At 43.3% G+C, this 22,831-nt stretch carries 14 protein-coding genes; 9 read left to right on the forward strand and 5 right to left on the reverse strand.

The window, feature by feature from the left end; translation table 11 throughout:
* Positions 1-548 precede the first annotated feature (548 nt).
* The 4 genes from ACJJI8_RS01895 to ACJJI8_RS01910 all read left to right on the forward strand — a co-directional run bounded on the left by ACJJI8_RS01895 (position 549) and on the right by ACJJI8_RS01910 (position 7,459).
* On the forward strand, positions 549-1,973 hold the full coding sequence (locus ACJJI8_RS01895) for a hypothetical protein (protein ID WP_444934081.1): 1,425 nt from the start codon (positions 549-551) through the stop codon (positions 1,971-1,973).
* Positions 1,974-2,044: 71 nt separating this feature from the next.
* Positions 2,045-3,343 (forward strand): hypothetical protein, encoded by a 1,299-nt coding sequence (locus ACJJI8_RS01900; protein ID WP_444896190.1) that lies wholly within the window; start codon positions 2,045-2,047, stop codon positions 3,341-3,343.
* Between the two features lie 628 nt (positions 3,344-3,971).
* Positions 3,972-5,276 (forward strand): hypothetical protein, encoded by a 1,305-nt coding sequence (locus ACJJI8_RS01905; RefSeq protein ID WP_444934082.1) that lies wholly within the window; start codon positions 3,972-3,974, stop codon positions 5,274-5,276.
* An 869-nt stretch (positions 5,277-6,145) separates the two neighbouring features.
* Complete coding sequence (locus ACJJI8_RS01910) at positions 6,146-7,459, forward strand: autotransporter outer membrane beta-barrel domain-containing protein (protein ID WP_444934083.1); 1,314 nt, start codon at positions 6,146-6,148, stop codon at positions 7,457-7,459.
* Positions 7,460-8,306: 847 nt separating this feature from the next.
* Here the strand turns inward: ACJJI8_RS01910 and ACJJI8_RS01915 are convergent.
* Entirely contained in the window at positions 8,307-9,146 is an 840-nt protein-coding gene (locus ACJJI8_RS01915; RefSeq protein ID WP_444934084.1) for a right-handed parallel beta-helix repeat-containing protein, read from the reverse strand.
* A 410-nt stretch (positions 9,147-9,556) separates the two neighbouring features.
* On the opposite strand from ACJJI8_RS01915, the gene ACJJI8_RS01920 reads away from it, so the two are divergent.
* The 3 genes from ACJJI8_RS01920 to ACJJI8_RS01930 all read left to right on the forward strand — a co-directional run bounded on the left by ACJJI8_RS01920 (position 9,557) and on the right by ACJJI8_RS01930 (position 13,583).
* A complete protein-coding gene (locus ACJJI8_RS01920) occupies positions 9,557-9,799 on the forward strand; it encodes a hypothetical protein (protein ID WP_444934085.1) in 243 nt (80 codons plus the stop codon).
* 1,076 nt (positions 9,800-10,875) lie between these two features.
* A complete protein-coding gene (locus tag ACJJI8_RS01925) occupies positions 10,876-12,234 on the forward strand; it encodes a hypothetical protein (RefSeq protein ID WP_444934086.1) in 1,359 nt (452 codons plus the stop codon).
* Positions 12,235-12,359: 125 nt separating this feature from the next.
* Positions 12,360-13,583: a hypothetical protein gene (locus ACJJI8_RS01930; protein ID WP_444907362.1), complete on the forward strand. Its 1,224-nt coding sequence runs from the start codon at positions 12,360-12,362 to the stop codon at positions 13,581-13,583.
* A gap of 127 nt (positions 13,584-13,710) precedes the next feature.
* Here the strand turns inward: ACJJI8_RS01930 and ACJJI8_RS01935 are convergent, their stop codons facing one another.
* Positions 13,711-16,146 carry a glycoside hydrolase family 19 protein gene (locus ACJJI8_RS01935; RefSeq protein ID WP_444934087.1) on the reverse strand — a complete coding sequence of 812 codons (2,436 nt, stop codon included), beginning with the start codon at positions 16,144-16,146 and terminating at the stop codon, positions 13,711-13,713.
* Positions 16,147-16,992: 846 nt separating this feature from the next.
* On the opposite strand from ACJJI8_RS01935, the gene ACJJI8_RS01940 reads away from it, so the two are divergent.
* A complete protein-coding gene (locus ACJJI8_RS01940) occupies positions 16,993-17,946 on the forward strand; it encodes a hypothetical protein (RefSeq protein WP_444934088.1) in 954 nt (317 codons plus the stop codon).
* A gap of 376 nt (positions 17,947-18,322) precedes the next feature.
* Here ACJJI8_RS01940 and ACJJI8_RS01945 read toward each other — a convergent pair whose 3' ends face one another.
* Together ACJJI8_RS01945 and ACJJI8_RS01950 are read right to left on the reverse strand one after the other, a co-directional pair.
* On the reverse strand, positions 18,323-18,829 hold the full coding sequence (locus tag ACJJI8_RS01945; protein ID WP_444934089.1) for a hypothetical protein: 507 nt from the start codon (positions 18,827-18,829) through the stop codon (positions 18,323-18,325).
* A gap of 283 nt (positions 18,830-19,112) precedes the next feature.
* On the reverse strand, positions 19,113-20,624 hold the full coding sequence (locus ACJJI8_RS01950; RefSeq protein ID WP_444934090.1) for an MFS transporter: 1,512 nt from the start codon (positions 20,622-20,624) through the stop codon (positions 19,113-19,115).
* Positions 20,625-20,646: 22 nt separating this feature from the next.
* On the opposite strand from ACJJI8_RS01950, the gene ACJJI8_RS01955 reads away from it, so the two are divergent.
* Positions 20,647-21,081, forward strand: coding sequence for a helix-turn-helix domain-containing protein (locus ACJJI8_RS01955; RefSeq protein ID WP_282931385.1), 435 nt, complete (start codon positions 20,647-20,649; stop codon positions 21,079-21,081).
* A 20-nt stretch (positions 21,082-21,101) separates the two neighbouring features.
* On the opposite strand, the gene cueO is transcribed toward ACJJI8_RS01955, so the two are convergent.
* Positions 21,102-22,673 (reverse strand): multicopper oxidase CueO, encoded by a 1,572-nt coding sequence (gene cueO / locus ACJJI8_RS01960; RefSeq protein WP_444934091.1) that lies wholly within the window; start codon positions 22,671-22,673, stop codon positions 21,102-21,104.
* Positions 22,674-22,831: the final 158 nt, after the last annotated feature.

The following is a 22,831-nucleotide window of genomic DNA, read 5'->3' on the forward strand; positions in this document are numbered from 1 at the left end:
AATGGAAGCCCATATACTCATATATGGGCTTCTTCTTACCATCCATATTCTATCCACTACCAAACATAAATATAAATCTGCAATGAAATTACTATATAAATCAGACTTTTTTACTAGTATCTCAGTGCTTTTATCTCATACCAATTATCTTATTTATTAACAATACTAAAAGCGATACCGTAAGTAGGGATCAGTCATCACTTCACCATAGGTTGATCAACCGACAAACCAAACAGGAGCAAATTAAATGAATAGTAAAATCACCCAATACAGGTAAAAAAACAGGAATAAATATTTTACTTTAACCGAAGCAAAAATGAACATGGCCTCGGCATCTCCAAGCATTAATGCCAAAAAATGGCTTGGGATCAGTGCAAGCAAGCATTCTCAATACTTCCCTCACTATTTTGGGCCTTTAAACTTCTTACCTAGCGCTCATTAAAATTTAACTGGGCTACAGAAGTTTCATGCGTTAATTACCTTTATAGAAGCAAGAGATCTACCGCTCTTAACGCCATCCATAACTCATTAAATGAAAGGAATCATTTATGAAAACATCAGCCTTTGCAATCACTGCCTTAGCGTTAGCCATTTCCGGTATTGCATACGGTGACAATACTTATATTGGCAATCAAGAGGGAACCGGAAATATGGCCATGGGGGACCAAACTGGTGCCACTGACAGTCTAATCTCGCAGACACAGATTGGAGACAATAACGATGCCGAGGCAATACAATTCAATGCCACCAGCAATGGAACCATTACCCAAACCCAGCAGGGCAACAACAATTCCGCAGATAGTGAGCAAGATGGAAGCAGCAGTTCTTCAGCCGTCATTACTTTGATAGGTGACAATAACAACGCAGGGACGGACCAAATATCAACCAGCAACAGTGTAATGCAGAAAACCTTTATTGGTACTGATAATTTTGGCGGATCAAGACAAGAAGCTACTTCCAATACCACCATGATATATACCATGACGGGAACCAATAATGGTAGTGGCTCTATTCAGGAAAATACAACGAGTACCTTAATGAGTTTTACCATTACGGGAACAGACAATATAGGTAGTTCCTTACAGGAAAATACTTCTAATACTTCAATGATTTACACTATTAGCGGCACAAGTAGTGTTGGCAGTTCACTGCAAAGAGACTCTACCAATAGCTCGATGCAATTTACCATGATTGGCACCGATAATATTGGTTCATCGGGACAGACTAATATGGATTCGGCATTTCTGAATGTAGTTTCTATTGGCGATAGAAACGTCGGCACATCGGGTCAAACGGATAGCTTCAATAGCAGTATCAGTGTTTTTCAAATGGGTGACGATAATAGCGGTGGAGGAGGAGATGATGACGGCAGCTCAAACACTACAGTTCAAGTAACACAAGTGGGAAATTTTAATGTAGGATTTACCGTACGAAGCCAAAGTTCTGATCAATTTACTACAGTTGAGCAATATGGAAATGACAATTCCTTTAGCTCCTCAGATGACAATGCCAATAACAGTGTCGGCTCCAACCTACAGCAAGGTGATAACAATGACATTTTTGTTAACCTGCAATCTGTATCTGATAATAACTACTCCATCAGCCAAATTGGTAATGGCAATGATGCGGAATTGACACAGACCGGTTCCAACCACTCGGCTGAGATAATTCAAATGAGTGAATTAAACACTATAAATGCGGAGCAAACCAACTTAAACGCCGATCTTTACGCCTCACAAGATGGTGAGGACAACCTGATTAATTCCCTCCAAGATGGTGACAGTATTTCAGCCACGCTTAACCAGAGCGGCAATCTCAACGAAATAGATCTGACTCAAAGTGGATCGTCAGATATTGCTACATTATCCCAAGATGGCAATAGCAATTTCCTAATGGTAACGCAGACCGGCTTTAGCGATACCATTAGTGTCACCCAGCTGGGAGATAACAACAGTGCGACATATCTGCAGTAGTTATTCAAGTAGGCATACTTTTTACACGGCTACTTGATAGCAACCTAAATCGATCTAAATATGGAATTATCATGAAGAATATACTATTAATCCCAACCCTCTTCAGCATTTGTATTAGCGCCTATGCCAACAATACATATATCGTTAATCAGGTTGGTGCAGGCAATACCGCCATTGGCGACCAGAGCGATCCAACAATCAGCAACAATTTAATTTCCCAGACTCAAATTGGAGACAATAATACCGCTGAAGCAGAACAAATCAACAGCAATGCTAATGGGGTCATTATTCATAGTCAGCAAGGTAACTTAAACAATACACTCAGTACTCAAGATAATAGTACCAATGGTACTGTTAACGCCACGCAGGTAGGGGACAACAACGAAGTTGTCACAAGCCAAATTAATGACAACTTTAATGGCAATATTATCTCACAGTTTGGGATATTAAATTCCACTAATATAATCAATAACACTTCAAGCTTTAATACCAGCATTGTATTTCAGCAAGGAACCGATAATTTCAGCTCGGTCGTCCAAAATTCAGGAGGAGCAAATAATAGCATTACAGTGACCCAAAACGGCATTCAAAATTCGGCCAGCGTAGCCAGTTTTAATAGTGCAGCAAATACATCTATAGCTATTCAGCAAACAGGTAACTTCAATTCAGTCGGCGCCTCACAGACAGACTCATCACAATTTATGAGTAGCACAATCATTCAAACTGGTGACGATAATCTTGGAAATATCTTTAGTGGAGGAAGTACTTCTGGTAGCGTGACAATGATTCAGTCTGGCAACGCCAATTTATCCTCCCCAGTGCATACCGATAGCACACTTAGCCAAGGTATTAGTAATCAAATAGGCAATGATAATATTGTTGGTGCACTTATTCAGGACGCAACCACCAATGGCTTTATTAATATAACTCAGATGGGCAATCAAAACACTGGAAGTTTTGTGCAAGTTAATAGCGTCAATGATTCCGCCATGCTAGTTCAGCTTGGCGCTAGCAATGAGGCAACCGGTTTTCATTTTTTTAGTAACGACAGTGATGTAAATCTCCACCAGATTGGAGACCAAAATTTTATCTCTAGTTTCCAGACAGGATCAACCAATACTGTGGATGCAGAGCAAACTGGCAATCAAAATACAATAGATTTAGATCAGGACGGCGATTTATTGATAGCCGATATAAATCAAGATGGTATGTTAAACACGATTAACTCAATACAAATGGGACAGGATAACGACGCTTTTTTCTCCCAGAATGGCAATAGTAACTTGCTGGATTCGATGCAACTGAACACTTCATCAATTGCTACAGTTTCACAAACCGGTGACAATAATAGCAGCACTATTTTGCAGTAAAATTAGATTTTGGGCTGATCCAGCGATTAGCCCACTCTCTCGAAATATCTATACTTCTGCAAGCTAGAAATTCATCAAGGGCATTAACAGGAGCAGATCATTAACACAACAACTCATACTTCTACTCTATAAATTCTCTTGACAGCCTTTACATCTAGAAGATAAATACAACCTTCTTCATTGATACATATTGCTTGCAAAACTTATCACGGCCCAGAATCAAGATATCCAAAATTTATACGGATACACCTTTCACTATTAACATCTGCATTTTCAATATTTTCTTCCCAGAATTTCAGTGCTTTACTCCCATATTCGATAGCAGTGACATTGACAATACTATAATAGGCCCTCAACGAAGGCAGCTTCATAGGGCTTATTAATTTCCGTTCAAATCAGAAATTCTACATAGGGAGAGCTTCAATTAAGCATGGGAAATGATTACATCACTACAATTGTTAGTAACCGGACTCAACTGTAATGGCTGCACTCTGGCACTTCAAACTTTCATTGCCAATGAAAACGTACTGAAATCTGTAAAGTAAGCAGCCTCAACGATGATACTCACACCTAAGTCACTTACTAAACCAAATCTCAACCAGAACCTGACTTGAAAAGGAATTCAACAATGAAATTCAAAGCCACAATTGCCGGATTATCCACCCTTGCTGTGATACAGCTAGCACAAGCGAGCAACACCTACATAGTCAATCAAAATGGTAACAATAACACCGCCATGGGGGATCAAAGTGACCCCACCGTTACCAACAACCTAATTATGCAAACCCAAAATGGTGATAACAATACTGCTGAGGCGGAACAAATCATAAATAGCAATAATTTAGTGATCAGTCAGACCCAGATTGGAGATGGAAACTTAGCCATAGCGAGCCAGGAAAATAGCACCAACACAACCTACTCAGTCATACAGATAGGTAACAATAACGAAGTTGATTCCTCTATGTTAAATGACACCGCGAGCACCAATTTCATTTTTCAAAGTGGTGAATTGAATTTCACCTCTACCAATAATTTTAATTCCATGTCTAATATTACCAATGTTATACAGATAGGAACAGACAATGAAACTTTTACTGCTCATGCCTTCAATTCAAGTAACAATTCCATATTGGTAAACCAAAGCGGATCTCAAAATACGAGTTCTCCAGGCGCAAGTTTCGATGCGGAGAACAACAGTATTGTCATCTTACAGGATGGATCGCTGAACAATGGGGGAGTTGGGCAAGTTAGTGGCTCTCAATTTATGACGAGCACGGTCATTCAAAGTGGCGATGATAATCTAGGGGGAGCCAGTAATTTAAATAGTAGCTTCGGCAGTACCTTTTCTAATCAAGTGGGAAGTTTAAATTTAGGAAGTTCAAGCCAAATTGATAGCACACAGAGCCATACATTTATCCAGCAAACCGGTACTGACAATTTAGGTAGCATATCGATAAACTCCAGCGATAATGTTAGCGCCTCCTTCACACAAATAGGCGACCAAAATATAGTTGGTGGCGCAGGCCATTCCTCTAGTAGTAATGGTACTGTAGAGGTCACTCAAATAGGTATTGCGAATGAAGCAATTGCCTTCCAAATTATGAGCGACTTGGGAGTATTAACTCTTTTTCAAAATGGTGAACAAAATATGGCCCTGGCGGGGCAAACAGGGATATCTAACATCCTTCTTGGCGTGCAAACAGGAATACAGAACGTACTTTCTATTATTCAGGATGGTGATTCAATTTCTGCCGATACCAATCAGAGTGGCACACTTAATGAAATTGACCTTGATCAGACCGGCATGAGTAGTGTTGCCACACTTACACAAAATGGTAACAATAATTTTCTACAGGCTATGCAGGCAAATCCATCTGCCTCATCCACTGTGACGCAGTTTGGCGAAAACAATAGTGGTAATATCATGCAGTAACTCACCCACTATTAGCTCAAAGTACACAAAGTAGCGGAATACATGACCATTCATAAAGGACATGCATTAGGAGAAATGCTCATATCATTTACTCCACTTAAGACGTGAATTTCTTTATATGTAGTCGATGATACCAAATGCTTCTGTTTGGTGTCATTTTTTCTGTTAAAAAAGGGTGTAAGTTTATCCCCGGATAATCTTCCTGGATAAATCAAGGCAACAGGGTTAGCCTAAAGCTTTCATAAGCTAGGACTGCAACCTCTATCTAGATTTAAAATTATTCACAACCAGATAAATTTTGATCCATTCTAGAAGAGAAAAATTATAGTGCAAAAAATATCAGTTGGCCTAACTCACTGGAAGTAAACTTTATTACTAACAGTTACACACTTATCTCTCATTGAAAAGACTCATGCTTCATCAATACTTTTACCAAACTTTCAACATACTCAGGGAAACCAAAGGCAGTAATCATATATAGGTAGGGTAGAAGATTAAATAGCTCTACCCGGCATTAATAGATTTCAGGAGGTTTAAAGGAGAATTAGACAGTAAGCATGCATTTAGTAATCGCACAATTTGTAGTCCATATTTGGTGATATCTTAAGCGTGTTCGGCTTTGATCAATAACAGGCATAGCTAAGTATTAATGCCGATTAGTCAGTTTCGGAAAATTTCTTTTGCCAGTTCTGAAGTTTCCCCAAGCAAATATTGATCTCTATAGCGCCAACCTGCTATCAGCTCCAGATAGAAATGGACATTAATGATATTCATTTAAGCTTGTACCTACTCAATTTAAATATGTAACAAGCCTGTTTAAAATTTTGTTTTAGGAAAATGACTACAGTAAAGAAGTCGAGGTTTTATCAATGAGAATGCCTTTTCATATTCCAGCAATCCCATGTATTTTAGCAATTAGCATCAGCGCTACAGTACAGGCTAGTAATACATATATTGTAAACCAAACCGGCAATAACAACATGGCCATGGGAGACCAAAGCGATCCCACCGTTACCAATAATTTAATTGTACAAACCCAGAATGGGGATGATAATACAGCCGAGGCGGAACAGATCATTAATAGCAGTGATGGCGTGATTATTCAGACCCAGATTGGAGATGGAAACTTAGCCAGCGCGAGCCAGGAGGATAGTACAGGCACAACGCTGACAACCTTGCAGATGGGTAATACTAACGAAGTTACATCCAGTATGCTTGGTGACTCTAATAACACCAACTTTGTCTCCCAAACCGGTGAAATCAATTTCACTTCGACTGTAAATTTTAACTCCAGCTCAAACAGCACAAATATTATTCAGATTGGTACTGACAATCAATCTTCGGCTTCTCATTTCAACAATTCAAATAACAACTCCATATTTATTAGCCAGGATGGATCTCAAAATATTAGTTCTGCATCTGCAAGCCTTAATACAGACAACACCACCTCCGTAGTTTTACAAACTGGATCACTTAACAACGGTGGAATTTCCCAGTTTAACAGCTCAGACTTTATGACAAGCACCGTTATTCAGAGTGGCGTAGACAACCTTGGTGGAGCCAGTAACTCGAGTAGCAGTTTCGGAAGTACCTTTTCCAATCAGGATGGTAATGCAAACCAAGGAAGTTCCAGCCAAATTGATAGCACGATGAGCCAGACATTTATCCAGCAAATAGGAAATGATAATTTAGGCGGTGTATCGATAAGTTCAAGTAATAATGTAATCGGCTCTATCACTCAAATAGGTGATCAAAATATTATCGGGGGATCAGGCCACGCCTTTAGTAGCAATGGTACAGTAGAGGTCAATCAGATAGGCATTGCCAACGATGCAATTGCTTTCCAAATTATGAGTGATTCAGCACTATTAACCCTTTCTCAAAATGGCGAGCAAAATATGGCCTTGGCTAGCCAAACTGGATCATCAAATAGCCTTCTAAGTACGCAAACAGGTACACAGAATGTGCTCACTATTTTTCAGGATGGTGACTTGATTTCTGCCGATACAGATCAAAATGGTACACTCAACGAAATTGATCTTAACCAGACAGGTATGAGTAGCTGGGCCACACTCTCACAAAGTGGAAATAATAATTTCCTACAGGCCATGCAGGCGAACCCATCTACCTCAACTACCGTGACACAGTTTGGAGACAACAATAGCGGAAACATAATGCAATAATATGCCTGGCTTCAAGCTCACTTTAATTTCATAGAAAAATATTTAGTGATCATAAATTGGGGATTCACTGAACTGATACAATTATTGAATATATATTATTCTGTTTTGTTATCATATCTATCGTCTCAGTGCATCCCCAAAACTACTATTTCTTATAGAACCAACCATCAGCACATTGAATATCGTGGTAATACCACAAAAAGAGGCAATTTAAAATTACACCCACACTTACTCACACTCTTCGGTTTGTTTGCGCCCCCCCAAATTACCGAAACACTACAGCATCGCTGCACTCACATAGTACTCTCCAAAAAAAGTCCCCTCTTGAAAATTTCAAATACCTGGCTACATATACGCCATCAGACATCCATCGTATTTTAAGTGGTGAACTTAGGAATATATATTTAACATTTAGATCATGCTTACTAACCGCATACCTGCTGTCCAACTCAACACCCTATTAATGCCTAATATTTAAAATACTCAACTAATCTTCCACATCAAAATCTTATACATGGAAACATATCAACATTTAGATGCAAATATTATTGAATTCATACAATAACATTTAATGTGAAAAATACACGCCTGAGAACCCTTTACAAGATACTCACCTTGGAGATATTTTTATTTTAATTAAACCCCTACCACATTCCACTATAATAGATATAAATATATTTATATTATGCTATATAAAGGAAGCTCATATATTTCACATACGAGCCCCTAATAGATTACTGATTGATAAATTTTATAAAAAATTAATTAAATCGGGCTATAAAATTCCACAAAACGTTACCACCAAATTTAACAGGCCATGGAAAAGAAATTGTCTAATAAAAACTTGTTAATCCAAACAATCTGGATCTTTAGTGAGATATTCATTGTTTACCCAAATATTAGTACCACTGCAATCAGGGTCAACTGTATCCCTCAGATCAAAAGGATCATTATCAAAAGAAGAGTTCGCAGAAATAATATTGAAGTTGGAATTAGTAAAAATAAGAACTATACCACCATCTTGGCTATCACCGTTGCCATTATCAGTAGTTGTGTTCTGTGATATCACATTATTTGACGATCCTTCTATTAGAATACCAGCCCCTCCATTTCTGCTTGAAGTGTTGTTAAAAACTCGTGAAAAACTATCATCCACCTGGATTCCATCGGCAACACTACCTGTTACGGTACAGCCAGAAAAAGTATTGTAGTCATCATCCATATCGACTCCGACTCTACCACTATCAGTAATAACACAGTCATTTATAGTATTGTAAATACTATCTATATCTATTCCATCATTAACGCTATTAACAACTTCGGTACCAAGTACTTTGTGATACCCCTCTCCCTCTAAGAAAATTCCATCAAAACAGCCATCAATAACGCCTCCAGTGAGGGTGGCGCCATTACCTTCCATTCGAATTCCTGCACCACCTAGGTCTCCTCCTGTAGTACAGGTCAGGGAATAGTCGCCCATATTTAAGCTGCCACTTGGGCCGACAATAGTAAGTGCATCAGGTTCATCGGTTGTTAGATCACAAGATAAGTCCTCAGTGAGCACTTCTGCAGTTGTAATCACATCGCCACAAGCCACTTCAGCCAAGGCAATTGATGAATATGAAGACGCCGATAAAGCCATTATCGCTAATAGTGCCACCTTATCTACAGACTGCTTAATTTTCACATCCAACTCCTATCAGTTCAGAATAAAGAATACATCTCAGCACAGAGATACTGAGTCCCCTAAGTTTGGATGCAATAATAGCTTCCACCATAAGAAAAATTGCCCAAAATAATTGACGTCCGAATGTATAAAAAACTACGTCATTCTTTTGAAGAAACTAGTGCAGCTATATCGATAGCAATGATTAAATACAGAAAATTAAGCTGGCGCAATTACTTTCTGATGATTACTAGCATTTAACCCTAAACACCATACTCTGATCCAACTTTGGAAAGTACGATTTTATTCGCCAGCTAATGTATGCAGCTTAATTATGAAAAACTTAGGTTGTTTATATAAAATTTACTCATGATAGAAGTACTAACTCCGGGAAACTGTTACTTAATGTTCGGTCATAAAAAGGAGTTATCATGTACACCAAGGCTGGTATTTACGTCGCTCTATCTTTATTTGTTGCCACAAATTCTTTGACTGAAGCAAATAGTACATCACTGTATCAGCAGGGTATCGCTAACAGTGCCACTACTGACCAAAGCGATATTACTAGTATTCACTACCAGATTGACGATAGCAACCAGGGAAGTTCACTACAAGACTCCATTACGAACAGCGATCTTAACTATATCCAGTTAGGCCATCAAAATAACGCCTAAAGTGTTCAAACCGACTCTGAAAATGCTTCTATTTCTGTCTATTAAAAAAGGACAGAAAATTCAGACACCAGTTCACAAGATAATATTATCAATGGAGAAATGCAAGTTCATCAGATAGAATTTAATAACAAACCAACAATAATAGATTTAAACAGTGGCTCTAATAATAATACAATTTCTGTCCAAAGCGGTGATATCAATCAAAATTATGTATTTATTAGCGCGACAAACTCTACAATAGACTATATCAAGTAAGTTGGTGCGGACAACCAGTTTTTCTAACTCACAGTGATAATGATAATGACAAAGTAGAGATTATACAAGCTGGGGCCAGGCACACTATCGATATTAGTTTTTTCTCTACAGCTAATAATGAGGTCATTATTAATTAACTCGGCAGTAGTAATATTGGAACAGTGAATTTAGGCGGCACAAGTAGCGAACTGCAACTACTCAAGGAGGGATATATTAATAGTGTAAACGTCACTCAGAGTGGAGAAGAGACTCATCTCTACGCTCACCAAATAGGTAACCTTAATGGGCTCAGTCCAACCCAGAGTAGAAGACAAAATACTGTCAAATTCTCTCCAGTTGTTAACAATAAATTTATACACATGATCCAAACTGGGGTTAGTAGCAGTGCCGACATACTACAAATAGGTGGTGACAATAGCACGAACTAGCAGCAATAATTTAGCCTTTTCAAGGTTGTCTCGATAGCTGTGCTGACCGGTGAGCTGACGTGATCATCAGGGCGCAAACTCGACTTTATTCCTAACTTTGCCAAACTAAATTCTCATAGCCACATACCAATTCATCGACAAAAATTAAAGTAGCCTTTGATTGAGCTGACGCTATAAATCAAGTGGCTAACAACCCAACCTATGGCTTTAAACCATATCATCGTGTAGTAGAGTGATATTTTTTATGTATTAGCCTCCACTTAAGATTTCCAATCATTATTGACCGCACATATTTTTTCGTAGAAACACGGAAAGTACTATGCCTTTATATGGATGTTAAAGGCAGAGTATATGCTTACCACCCAAAGTCCAAATTGGTAAAGGAGTTATCCAATGAAGACCTATTCGCTTATAGCCACGGCCTTATCCCTTATGATCAGCGGGATTTCCTATGCGGAAAATACTGTCATCCAGAACCAGATGGGTACAGATAATAACGCGACAGCAGATCAAAGTGATCCGACCGTATTTGATAACCTTATTGTGCAAACACAAATTGGTGATAACAACGACGCTGATGCCAGTCAAACTAATGGCAATGTCAGCGGCGCCATTTATCAAACACAGCAGGGGGATAATAATAGTGTCACCTCGACACAAGATGCCACAACCAGCACTACGGCATCAGCACTCCAGGTCGGGGATAACAATATCGTTTTAACCAGTCAGGAAACCGCTTCAAACGGTAACAGTGAAATCCTCCAGAATGGTGACACTAACTTTGCCAGCTCTGAACAAACCTCCTCAGATTCTGATTCTATTTCAATCAGCCAGTATGGCGATCAAAACCTGGCTACTAGTACTCAGGACACGAGTTCCAGCAATGTTGTAGTCATTACCCAATCCGGTGACTTAAATATTTCAACTACATTGCAAAACACAGCAAGCTCTGGTAACAGCGCTACCACAATTCAATTCGGGCAACAAAATGCTGCTGGGATATCTCACCTTAACTCCTTTACCAATTCGGACTTGATAAGTCAGGTTGGTGATTTCAACAATGCCTCAATTAACAGAAACACCTCAAGTTCCGATAGTGCTATCGTAGTACAGTCCGGAGACTCCAATTTTGCCAGTGCTACTAGTTTTGATACTGCAGACAATACATTATCCATCTACCAATATGGGGATAATCAATCAGCGGTTGCCACACAAAGTAGTGCTTTTGAAAGTAACATTTATATTAGCCAAAGTGATGACAATAATATGGCTTTGGCAACACAATCAGGAGCCAGTGACAACATTGAAATTTATCAGTCAGGCTCATCCAATATGGCTACAGCCTTACAGGCGTCGACTGACAATAGCTCCAATATTATTTCCCAGGACGGTACACAAAACGATGCTACTGTCACACAAAGTGGTTCATCGGATACATCCTCTGTTGAACAAATTGGAAATATGAATATGGTTTCAGCCAGCCAAACAGCCTTTAGTGGCTCCCTAGATATCATTCAAGATGGTGACGAGAACGATATTATTTCCACTCAAGATGGCGATATGGAAACTGCGTCAGTCCTACAGGCAGGCGATTTAAATACTGTTGAGCTAGCCCAGAGTGGTATGCAAAATAACGCCACCCTATCACAGGATGGCAGCAGTAATTTTCTTTCTGTTACTCAAACCGGCTTTAATGACACAATTAGTGTTACCCAACTAGGTGACGGGAATAGTGCGACCTTTATCCAATAGTTTCCTCCCAATGGATAAAGGCTACACCAAGCCTTTTCAAGTACCCTTATGTTTTTATGTAAGGAGCTACTTCAAATAACTTCCAGAAGTGCCTTCATTAGAGATTTTGCAGTTAAGGAGTATTTATGAAAATCTCAAGTTTAGCGCTAACTCACCTTGCATTAGCTATTAGCTGTACTGCAGTTGCTGACAATAATTTTGTAATCCAGGATCAGATTGGAATTGGCAATACTGCCACAGCCAATAATGCTCAAACAGATGTTAACAACAGCACAATTATTCAAACCCAAATCGGTTTCAATAATAGTGCAGACGCCTTACAAATTGACGGTACATTCCTTAGTACTATTATTCAACTCCAAATTGGGGATGCCAATGATAGTGAAACGGCCCAGGAGAATACGACCAGCAGCGAGATAAATTCTCGACAGCTAGGGGCCAGTAACAGCGTTAATGCCGGTCAAGGGACTGTTACCGACAGCATACTCGCCGTTAACCAGTTTGGCACATCGAACACTGCCAATTCACAGCAGGTGGTAGCTGACGCAATTTTTTCACTGGCTACACAGGTAGGTACACAGAACTCTGCTGTGATCTACCAGGAAAACCTAAATTCTGGATCTGGTACTTTACAGCAATTCGGAAGTTTAAATACTGGGAATATACTCCAGCTTGCTAGTGGTAACCCCAACGCATCCCTACTACAAATAGGTCTTCAAAATACGGCCAGGGTTGACCAACTGAGTGTCACTGATTCTTTTACCTTCATTAGCCAGATTGGAGAAAATAATGATGCCCAAATCAATCAAATAGATGCCGCAGCAGATAACGCCCAGATAGTTCAGGCTGGCGCAGAAAACTCAGCAGAGGCGACACAAGATATCAGCAATTTTAATACTGTTTTTATCGCTCAGGTCGGCACACTGAATACAGCCACAACCAACCAGAATATTTCAGAGAATGGTACTTTAATTGTAACCCAAGCGGGTTCGGCAAATAGTGTCGAAGCAGATCAGAATACCGATCTTAGCAGCGCACTTATTATTCAAGCCGGAGACCAAAACTCAACAGCTACAGATCAGGTGGGGGCTGATGTAAATCTGACAGTTACCCAGTTCGGCTCTAGCAATTCAGTCACTCTCCAGCAGGACGGCGCTCTCCTCGATGCGACAACAGCACAATTTGGCACAACCAATGAAGCCGTAATTGCTCAGAGTGGTTTAGGTAACACACTAACATTGTTACAAATCGGCGATGGGCACTATAAGGAAATATCACAAACCGGAGTAGACCAGTCATCCTTTACTGTTCAAATAGGCAGCTCAAACTTTGTCAGTGTTATGCAATAGTTTTAACACTGAGAGACTTCAAACAGGGGCAGTATTAACCCTGGTACTAATAAAAAAGTGACCTGGCTGCGGGGGAGAACCAGGTCACTGAAAGGGTTTGGGTGGGGGCTATTCGGCCCCCTGGTTTTTAGTCTTGGTAATCGATGGTCATATCAAAGTTGCCCTCAACACACTTGGCATAATCGCCCTCATTCAGTGCAGAGTAGGCAGTCTGATAATTCACCAACTGACATGCGTAGCTCTCATTATTTGGGGTATCCGCAGACCATCCCCAATCTTTATCCCAGTAAATATCCAGGGATGCTGCACCACCAGTCTGGAACTGCCCCATATTGGCACAACCGAGTTCTTCATCTGCCGGAATTTCTACACCGAAGTATTCCGCTGTGCTCTGGTAGTACTCGATCCGATACTGTGAGCGGTAGTCTTCAGTACCAGAACTACATTCGATCGCTCCATTAATAATATTGGTGGTAACACCGAATCCAGCAGTCAGGTTATTAGCCAGATCCACACTGTTCGGTTCCCAGGTGCCATCGATTACATGCAATATGCTTGGCTTGGGTGGCTGTGGATAGACGAAGAAGAAGATGGAGCTTGCCAGGTTCAACCAGGTATCCGCTACCAACTCCGGTGCTTCCAGCAGGGTGTAAATATCACCGTACATCGCCTGGGAGAAGGGACCGTAGTTATAGTTCCAGCTCAACTGCTTGGCGCCGCGGCCGAAGTAACTCTTGTAGCCACCATCACTATTGATCGCACAGGGCCATGCTTCAGCTGCCCAGCTGCTGCTGGCATCACAGGCGCCGTAGCCACCGGAAGTATCTTCAGTCCAGCCAATTTCCCGCAACCAGTAAAGGCCCTGGCGCCATTCCGGCACTTCCCAACCGGTTGCGTGGGCACCGGTTTCCTGGGCGTAGTGTGCAAACATGACAGCCATCGACTTGCGACAGATCGCTTCGGCATCGCGGCCATCGGTATAGTCACCACAGAAAGCTGGGAACTTGGCTACGGCTCGGAGGAAATTGGTGTAGGTGTACTCTTCCGCTCTGAGGGCGAAAAGGTAATCCCAGTCTTCTTCAGACAGGATACTCTCAACGCGGAGGACATTTTCGGGGTTTGCACTGCGGCCAGGTTGTACCGCCTCAACCACAGCGTTGTCCCGGGTTTCGACAGTATCCTTTACTTCCTGAAGCAGGGAATCACTGCTGGTAATCGACTCTTCCGCAGCTTCCAGTTCGCTGATGCCCATCACATAGCCATCGGCTGCGGCACAGCCATCCTGGCTAATGGAGACCTCGTCCACATCACTGGCTTGAGTGGAGTCAGAGGCCGTCAGCTGGAAGGTGTAGGTTACATCGCTATATACCTCAGACAGGGTCACTGAGGTAGCGCTGCCGGTATAGTTGGTCATCTTTACAACAGGGCCACTGGTTTGGCTCCAAATGTAAGAGATATCGCTGCCGCCGGTACTGCCTGAGCCATCCAGATTAACCGTTCCACTACAGCCTACATTGATACTTGAGGCCGAGATATTTGCGGTTACTGAGCTTTCAGAACCATCGGTATTATCATCATCGTCGTCTTCATCGGTATCGTCCACCGCGAGGTTTTGCACGGTTATCTGTGCTTCTTCAGTAGTGTCACCATCACTGACGATTAGGCTAAAGACATAGCTCACATCAAAAGTGCTTGATGGTAGGGTAACAGTGGTGGATGCGCTGGTCGCAGAAGCAATATCTGCTTCAGGAGAGGCCGGGGATAATTGGGCCCAGCTGTAAGATAAGTTGCCGTCGCCACCGGAGGCACTGGCATCAAGTGTTACAGTGCCACCACCGGTAATTTGTGTCTGCGACACTGAGGCACTGATCGTAATGGGAGTGCTGTCAGAATTATCGTTGCCATCGTCACTGTTGTCGTTATTGTCGTTATCACTGCCGCCATCATTGCCACCGGTGCCGGTGTCATCATCGGAGCCGCCATCACTGGAGCAACCATCCGCTTCCTTAAGAAGCCAAGGGGAACCCCAGGTATTTTCAGCCGTTAATGCATCGGTGGGGTGGTCGTCACCATTAGCCCACCACTGGGCAACAAATAAGTCGCCGTCGTAACAAACTTCTTCGCCTTTGCGATAGTTTTGACCGGAAATATAAGTATCGGAATCATCGGAACCACCAGTGCCACCACCGCTGCCGGAATCTGTATCATCATTGTTACCAGAATCCGTATCTCCGTTATTTCCGGTATCAGTATCATCATCAGAATCGGTGTTATCACCATCACCAGAATTGGAGTCATCGCCACCACTGGTATCGCACGCACCTGACTCCTCCAAAATCCAGGGGGAGTCCCAGCGGTTTTCTGCTGTCAGGGCATCCGAGGGGATTTGAGAAGCTGTTGCCCACCATTGAGCTTTATATAAGTTTCCCCCGTAGCAAACCTGGCTGCCACCGGAATAACTCTGCCCCGCAACGTAGTCGTCGGCGGGTTGTGCCGCACTCAAACCTTGAGTGCCCAGCATCAGCGCCGATGCTATGGCTGTGCGAATAAAAATATGGCTCATAGAATCTCCAATTGTCGTTTTTAGGGTTCTATTTAAAGTTTTACGCGATGAGGCAAATACCAAACTGCCAGGTATTATTTGCAAAAATAGAGATCGAGAGCTTGTGTGAATAACGTATAACGGAAGGCATTAATAAATAGAGCAGACATTCTTGGCATAAATATTTATACACTGCCAGGATGCTCTAAATTGAAAGGAGCCCACTTCCCTTCCCCGTCTTTATTTACTCAACTGGGTGCAACTGCCCCTACACCTTTAATAATTATCACAAACACTTACTTTATTTCTGTACGCTGTTCAGATAGCCCCATACGTACTCAGCAGTTTCGATAAATAGCAAACAGAATGGTTCCAGATTTAAACAGAATATTTCGTGACCATATCGACACAGGTCACGTGCGCCAGTGAGCAAATGTCTAAATTCAAGATCAAAGGCACGTAAAAAGCGGAAATTATAGGTTTTTAAATCTACATAAAACCATAAAAGAGAAAAATTTTACCAATAACAATACAGGATCAAAATGTAAGGATAATTACCTAGCCAACAGACACCAATAGATAAGTTCATGGCGCTTTACATCGTCTAAGTGAGAAAAAGTTCCCAATCTAACCAGGAACTACCACTGATAAATGCAGTTTTTCACAATTCCTATATCTTTCGTCAGTGACTTTTCTCTCAAAATAAAAGTACTTCTGGCCCATAGTATTTCCCTCACTCCATGGCGACACTTTAGATCGGCAATATCAGCAGTAATAAGCCGTAACTGACAGTCACTTATCCTTTGGCTAGCACCCCGTGCCCCAAGCAGGAAAGAACTCAAATTAGTTCAACAAAGGGAGATCTTTGTGAAGCCTTACACTATCCTTTTTTCATCCACAATTCTGTTGTTAGGTACTCTTAGCCACGCGGACACAAGTACTGCCACTGTAGAGCAATACGGCGATAGCAATCTGGCAACAGCCGAGCAAGCCGACTCAACCATTGAAAATAACTTAATAGAACAAAGGCAAACGGGTAGCTCCAACTCTGCCGAAGCGATGCAATCTGTGAATTCATCCTTGGGCTACATACTTCAAATGCAAACTGGAGACAGTAACAGCGCCATCGCCAGCCAAGAAGAAAGCACTTCAACCACGGTGCAAATTGTGCAATTGGGTGATAATCAGACCGCACTCAGTACCCAGATACTTACCACTACGACTAATGGGGAAATCTATCAGGAGGGGCTATTGAATAACGGTAGACTCTTCCAAAGTGACTCCATTGGCAATACAGGCTACTTGTTCCAATCTGGACAAAGTAATATGGGGTTTGTTCGCGCCACAAGTGGTGACTTCCACTCAGGCTCACTTCTCCAAACAGGAACCTTGAATGATGGTGCCCTAATTCAACTACGCGGTACCTTCTATACCTCTACCGTGACACAAAACGGAATAGGAAATGAGGCGACCAGCTTGCAGAACTTTGGCGAGTCCCTTATTAGTGAGCTCACCCAATTAGGTGATGGTAACAATGCCATTCTCTGGCAAATATTCAATGAAAACAGCTACGCCCAAACAAGTCAGATCGGATCAGACAATATCTCTTCCTCTCGACAAGAAGGTGAACTCATGAGCATCACCACCACACAGGAAGGTATGTTTAATGAGGCTGTTGCATTTCAGGAGGGTACTTCGAGTTTCGCCTTATCTCAACAAAATGGGCTGGATAATTTTATTGATATTTCACAGAGTGAAGTCAATGGAAATATCTCAGCCAGTCAAGTGGGCAATGGTAATATCGGGATGATATCCCAATAATAGAGATTAAGATTTTTAATCGAGAGTTTTGATTGTACTGGGCTTAGGGAGCCTCTGAATAACTCCGTGTTACCTCTGGCTTGCAGAGCGGTTCACAATCAAGGCGCGGCTTTGCAAGAATGTCTAGACCTTTCAAGAAGTCGCAACGCGGAGTGTGAATCGCTCTGCAAGCCCCGAAGGGCGGGCCTTGAAGGCCACAGCTGCTGCGTTGCAGCTCTTACAAAGGACTAGAGCCATTCGCGGCGAGCTGCGCCTAACATCTGCAGCCTTCAAGACTCGCAGAGGCATTACGGAGTTATTCAGAGGCTCCTTAGGAACCGTCCAATCGATAATTGCCCGTTAGCAACTGGCCAGCGGGCAATTGTTAAACTCTTGCTTAAGATGCAAACACCCTAAGACGTCCCTCACGCTTCTCCTCGCTAAAGTCACAACTGGTCAACCTAAACATCAATACATATTCGGAAAGGCAATGAGTATCGTGAATATCCCCTGGTAAGAACGCACTACAGTCACCGGGCTTCATTTGATAGCAGCCCCGGCTCACCAGTTGTTCACCGTCGTCTTGATTGAGCAAACCATAGGTAGACATCTCCACTTCACCATGTTGCACCGCGTAAAATACCCAGCCATTGCCATGATTATGTGGTGGACGATAGAGCCCACGAGGCTCCACATGAGCCAGCAAGATAAAACCCTTACCTTCATCCCGGTATAACTCTACACTGGGTTCTTGGCGACTGTGTAGATCAGCCAACCATGCCTCATTAGAATTTGATGCCGCCAATTTTCCCAGGGCTTCTCGACATCTCACAATTGATGAAGTATCAAGTCCCTGCCAATTCGCTTTAAGTGCTTCGACACACTGTCTCAAAGAATTCGTCACTGATTGGTCCTCCTAAAGCTCTCTCGATATCTTGTTGAAAATTACTGCGAATCCACAAATTCAAGATACAACTTGAAGCCAGCTTTAAGTCAACCAGATCTGTGCCTGTATTTTTTTGCTATTAAGGTAGTGGGTGAAGTGTAAAAGCGTTGGACTGGAAAATAGGAATAAATCAGGGAATAGAGATGGGTATTAACGGCTCCAGCAGTTATTAATACCCGCGAGTGCTCACTAAAACGAAGCACTCGCTAATGGGTTTACTTTATAGTTCTGGAGGCAATCTTTAATTTTGCGCTTTGGAAGCAAGCTTGCTGGCAAGAATAGACACCACCTGTATTGTTAATGCGGTTAACAAGAACATTGATGCCAGGCGATAAACGGCATTGAGACCATCCGCTATCTGCGATGGGCTCATGTCTTGCAGGGGCTGGCTGGGTACAAGCCCTACAAAAATCACACTCATCACAGAAGCTCCAGTCAATAAACCCAAGCCTCGTGAAAGGCTGAGAAACCCGGAAATACGCCCACGAACTTCGGCCCGGGCGCTATTCATGGTCATGGTATTAACTGTCGACAGGTAGGTTCCGTAACCCATTGCCATAGTGACGGAAAAAACCAGATAGCCTACCAAGCCCTGCTCCACCCTGAGCAGCCCCATTCCCAAGGCTCCACAAAGCAAAATTAACAGACCCAGTAATACGATACCTCGACTATTGAATCGATCCACGGCTCGACCGGCAAGATTTGAACAAGCAGCCACCATAAATGATCCGGTTGTCATCACCAGCCCTGCGATAAAAAGGTCCAGATCCAGTGCCAGGGTCAAATAAAAAGGCCCTACAATCAGGCTACTCATTACCGATGAAGCCACCAAAAAGTTTCCGGCCACATTCGCCAAGAATGTCTGCTTTCCAGAAGATTCCGTAAATCCTTCACGCAGGGGTTGTACTTTCTGCCTGACATAAAACAACCCCACACCAAATATCACCGATAGAGCGATAGCAATTCCATTAACTACGGAATATCCCTCTCCCAATGGCTTAATCGCCAGGGTATAAAAAACAATGTTAAAGAACAGGAATGCTGCGGCCAGGTAGCGTTTGAGTCGACTTCTGCCATCAACAACTTCGCCGACTATGTTTTCCGGTAGAGTTCGATATGCGAGGAAAAACACCCCCAATCCCACCGGCACTACCAACCAAAAGATAGCCTGCCAATTCAGGTTTTCGACAATCAAGCCGCCCACAATAGGACCCATACCAGTCCCAACCGCAGACAGGCTGCCCAGTAATCCAATTATCTTTCCCGTTTCACTTTTATCGAAAACGTCGCTGGCAATAGCCATAGACACAGCCACGAACATCGCCGCACCGACCCCTTGTATTGCGCGGAAAAAAACCAGAGTCCAAACATTAAAAGACAGCGCGCAAAGTAATGTCGATAAGGTGAATATCAATCCACCGCTTAGGAACAATTTTCTGCGACCCAGCTTGTCACTGAGGCTTCCGGCAATAGGCAGGGTCGCAGTCATACACATCATGTAGGCCACGGTAATCCACTGAGTATTACTGAAGGAAGCCCCTAAGCTTTCGATTAATACAGGCAACGCCATATTAATTGCGCTGACTCCCAAGGCTGCGAGCAAGGTCGCCAAACACAAGGTGACCAAGACTCCTCTTTTGGAAACCTGAGCAGCCTCTTGGGAAATTGGGTCTTCGGAATAACTTTTCGCGGTGTGCATAAGCTGAACTTTGACTTGCCAGTAATGACGCGTGAAACTAGCATACAACTTCAAGTGAGCTTGAGGTCAATGAGCGATGAATAACAGGGAAGAACTGGATATACGCGAAGTCTCCAAACTGTCGGGACTCCCCTCTTCCACACTTCGGTATTATGAGGAAAAAGGCCTGATAAAGTCATGTGGTCGTCGGGGAATTACCCGAATTTTTAAAGCCACAGTGATAGAACAGTTGTCCCTTATCTCCCTTGGCCGCTACGCCGGTTTTTCCCTGGATGAAATTGGCGAGATGTTTTCCTCTAATGGCAACCCCGCTATCGACAGGGAGCAGCTCCTCGCCAGGGCCGACGATCTGGAAAAGAATATCCGCCGACTCGAAGCTATGCGCGATGGGCTACGCCATGTGGCCAACTGTCCCGAGGTCAATCAGCTGGAGTGCCCCAACTTCCAAAACCTGATTAGGAAAGCGACCAAGTTACAGCATAAGGAAGACAGGAAACAGAAGCGACGCTGACAGAATAGCAGCGAATAAAGTCAGGAGACACTAAACTCTGTCATCATTCCCGAGTCCTCATGTTCCAAAACATGGCAGTGCACCATATAGGGCATATCCGGCATCGCCGGCAGCGGGAAACGAACAAATATTTCCGCTTTGCCGCCATCGGATATGGGCATCGTATCTTTCCAGCCGCGCATATAGAGTGGCGGTTCTGCATTATTGTATTTCGTGACTCGAAACTGGCAGCCGTGGATATGTACCGGGTGTAGCATTCTGTCCTGTCCTTCAGAGATCTCCCAGCGCAGGTCCTTATTCCTCGCAACCTTAAACCCGGGCTCGGTAAATGCAAAGGAAACCCCATTAATCGCATTCGCAGTTAATTGCTCTTTTAACGGCAATGCCGGCCCCTCAGTAATTAGCTTCAATACCTTGGCCACCACATCGGGGTTGGTCGTACCTCCGGCAACCATCTGCGGCAGCCCCGTTGCACCAATCACTGCTTGCGCCTGCTTCTGTCGGTTCATTTGCATCACCAGCTTCTGACTGATTGGTGGCAGGTTTTGGGGAATTGTCGGCAGGGATACCAGGCTCTCCGGCAACTGTCCTTTCCCCTCAGATGTTCCAGGCACCACACTGAGAAAACTGTGAGCCTGATCAAATGGCGGCAGGCGCATTATTGGCTGGGGCACTGGCAGTGTTTGGAAGTCGAAAGGCTTGCCATCGCGGGTATCGATCATTACTTCGTAGCGCTCTCCCGCAGCAATAGGCAGTACATCCACTTTCACTGGTTCCGAGAGAAAACCGCCGTCGCTGGCTATTACGTAGAGTGGTCGCTTGTCACTGGTGGCAAGCCGATAGTTGCGCCCGTTGGAGCCATCCAAAATACGAAAGCGCACCCAGCCTTTAGGTGGCCTGACCACCGGATTAATAACGCCATTAACCAGAAGTCGATCCCCACAATAGCCCGCCGCAACCGTCACTTCGTTAAAGCGATGGAAGAACTGACCATCATCGGTAAAGCGGCGATCCTGAATCACTAACGGAATGTCATCCACACCCCACCGCGAAGGTATCGGCAGTGCATCGCCTTCTTCATCATCGATAATAATCAATCCCGCCAAGCCTTTGAGTACCAACTCGGCGGTTGTCGGGTAGAGGTGGGGATGAAACCACAGAGTGGCGGCGGGCTGGATTATGTTCCAATCTACGGTCCAGGTTTCGCCAGGCTTCAATGGCATATAGGGGCCACCATCGGCATTGCCGGGTACGATCAGTCCATGCCAATGCGCAGTTACATTTTGCGGCAGATGATTGACCACGCTGACGGTTACTTTCTCGCCCTTACGCACCCGTATCACTGGACCTAAAAACGGACCATTGAACCCATAAGTACGCGTAGTCACCCCCGGCAGGAAAGACTGCTTGCCCGGGCGCGCTGCCAATTTAATCCGGCCTTGCCCATCTGCACGCAACTCCGGGGGAATCGGTAAAGCCTGACGGCGACCCTTCTGTGCCTGGGCAGCTTTGGAAGTCGACACCCCTGTTAGTAAAGCCGCCCCCAATGCGCCAGAGGCAAAACAAAATTCCCGTCGCGACAATTGAGCCATGGGCTCACCTCCCTATGTGCCATAGCTCCAAGTGTCTAAGGCACTGGTCATTTTTATCCCCAGAAATCTTAGACGGCTTATTCCCATGGCCCAGTAGTAAGTTGCGACAACAGTGCGCTCAATACAGAGTGGTACCCCGGTGCACAACTCAGTGATCC

The organism is Microbulbifer maximicatervae (SeqCode) (genome assembly GCF_052467695.1).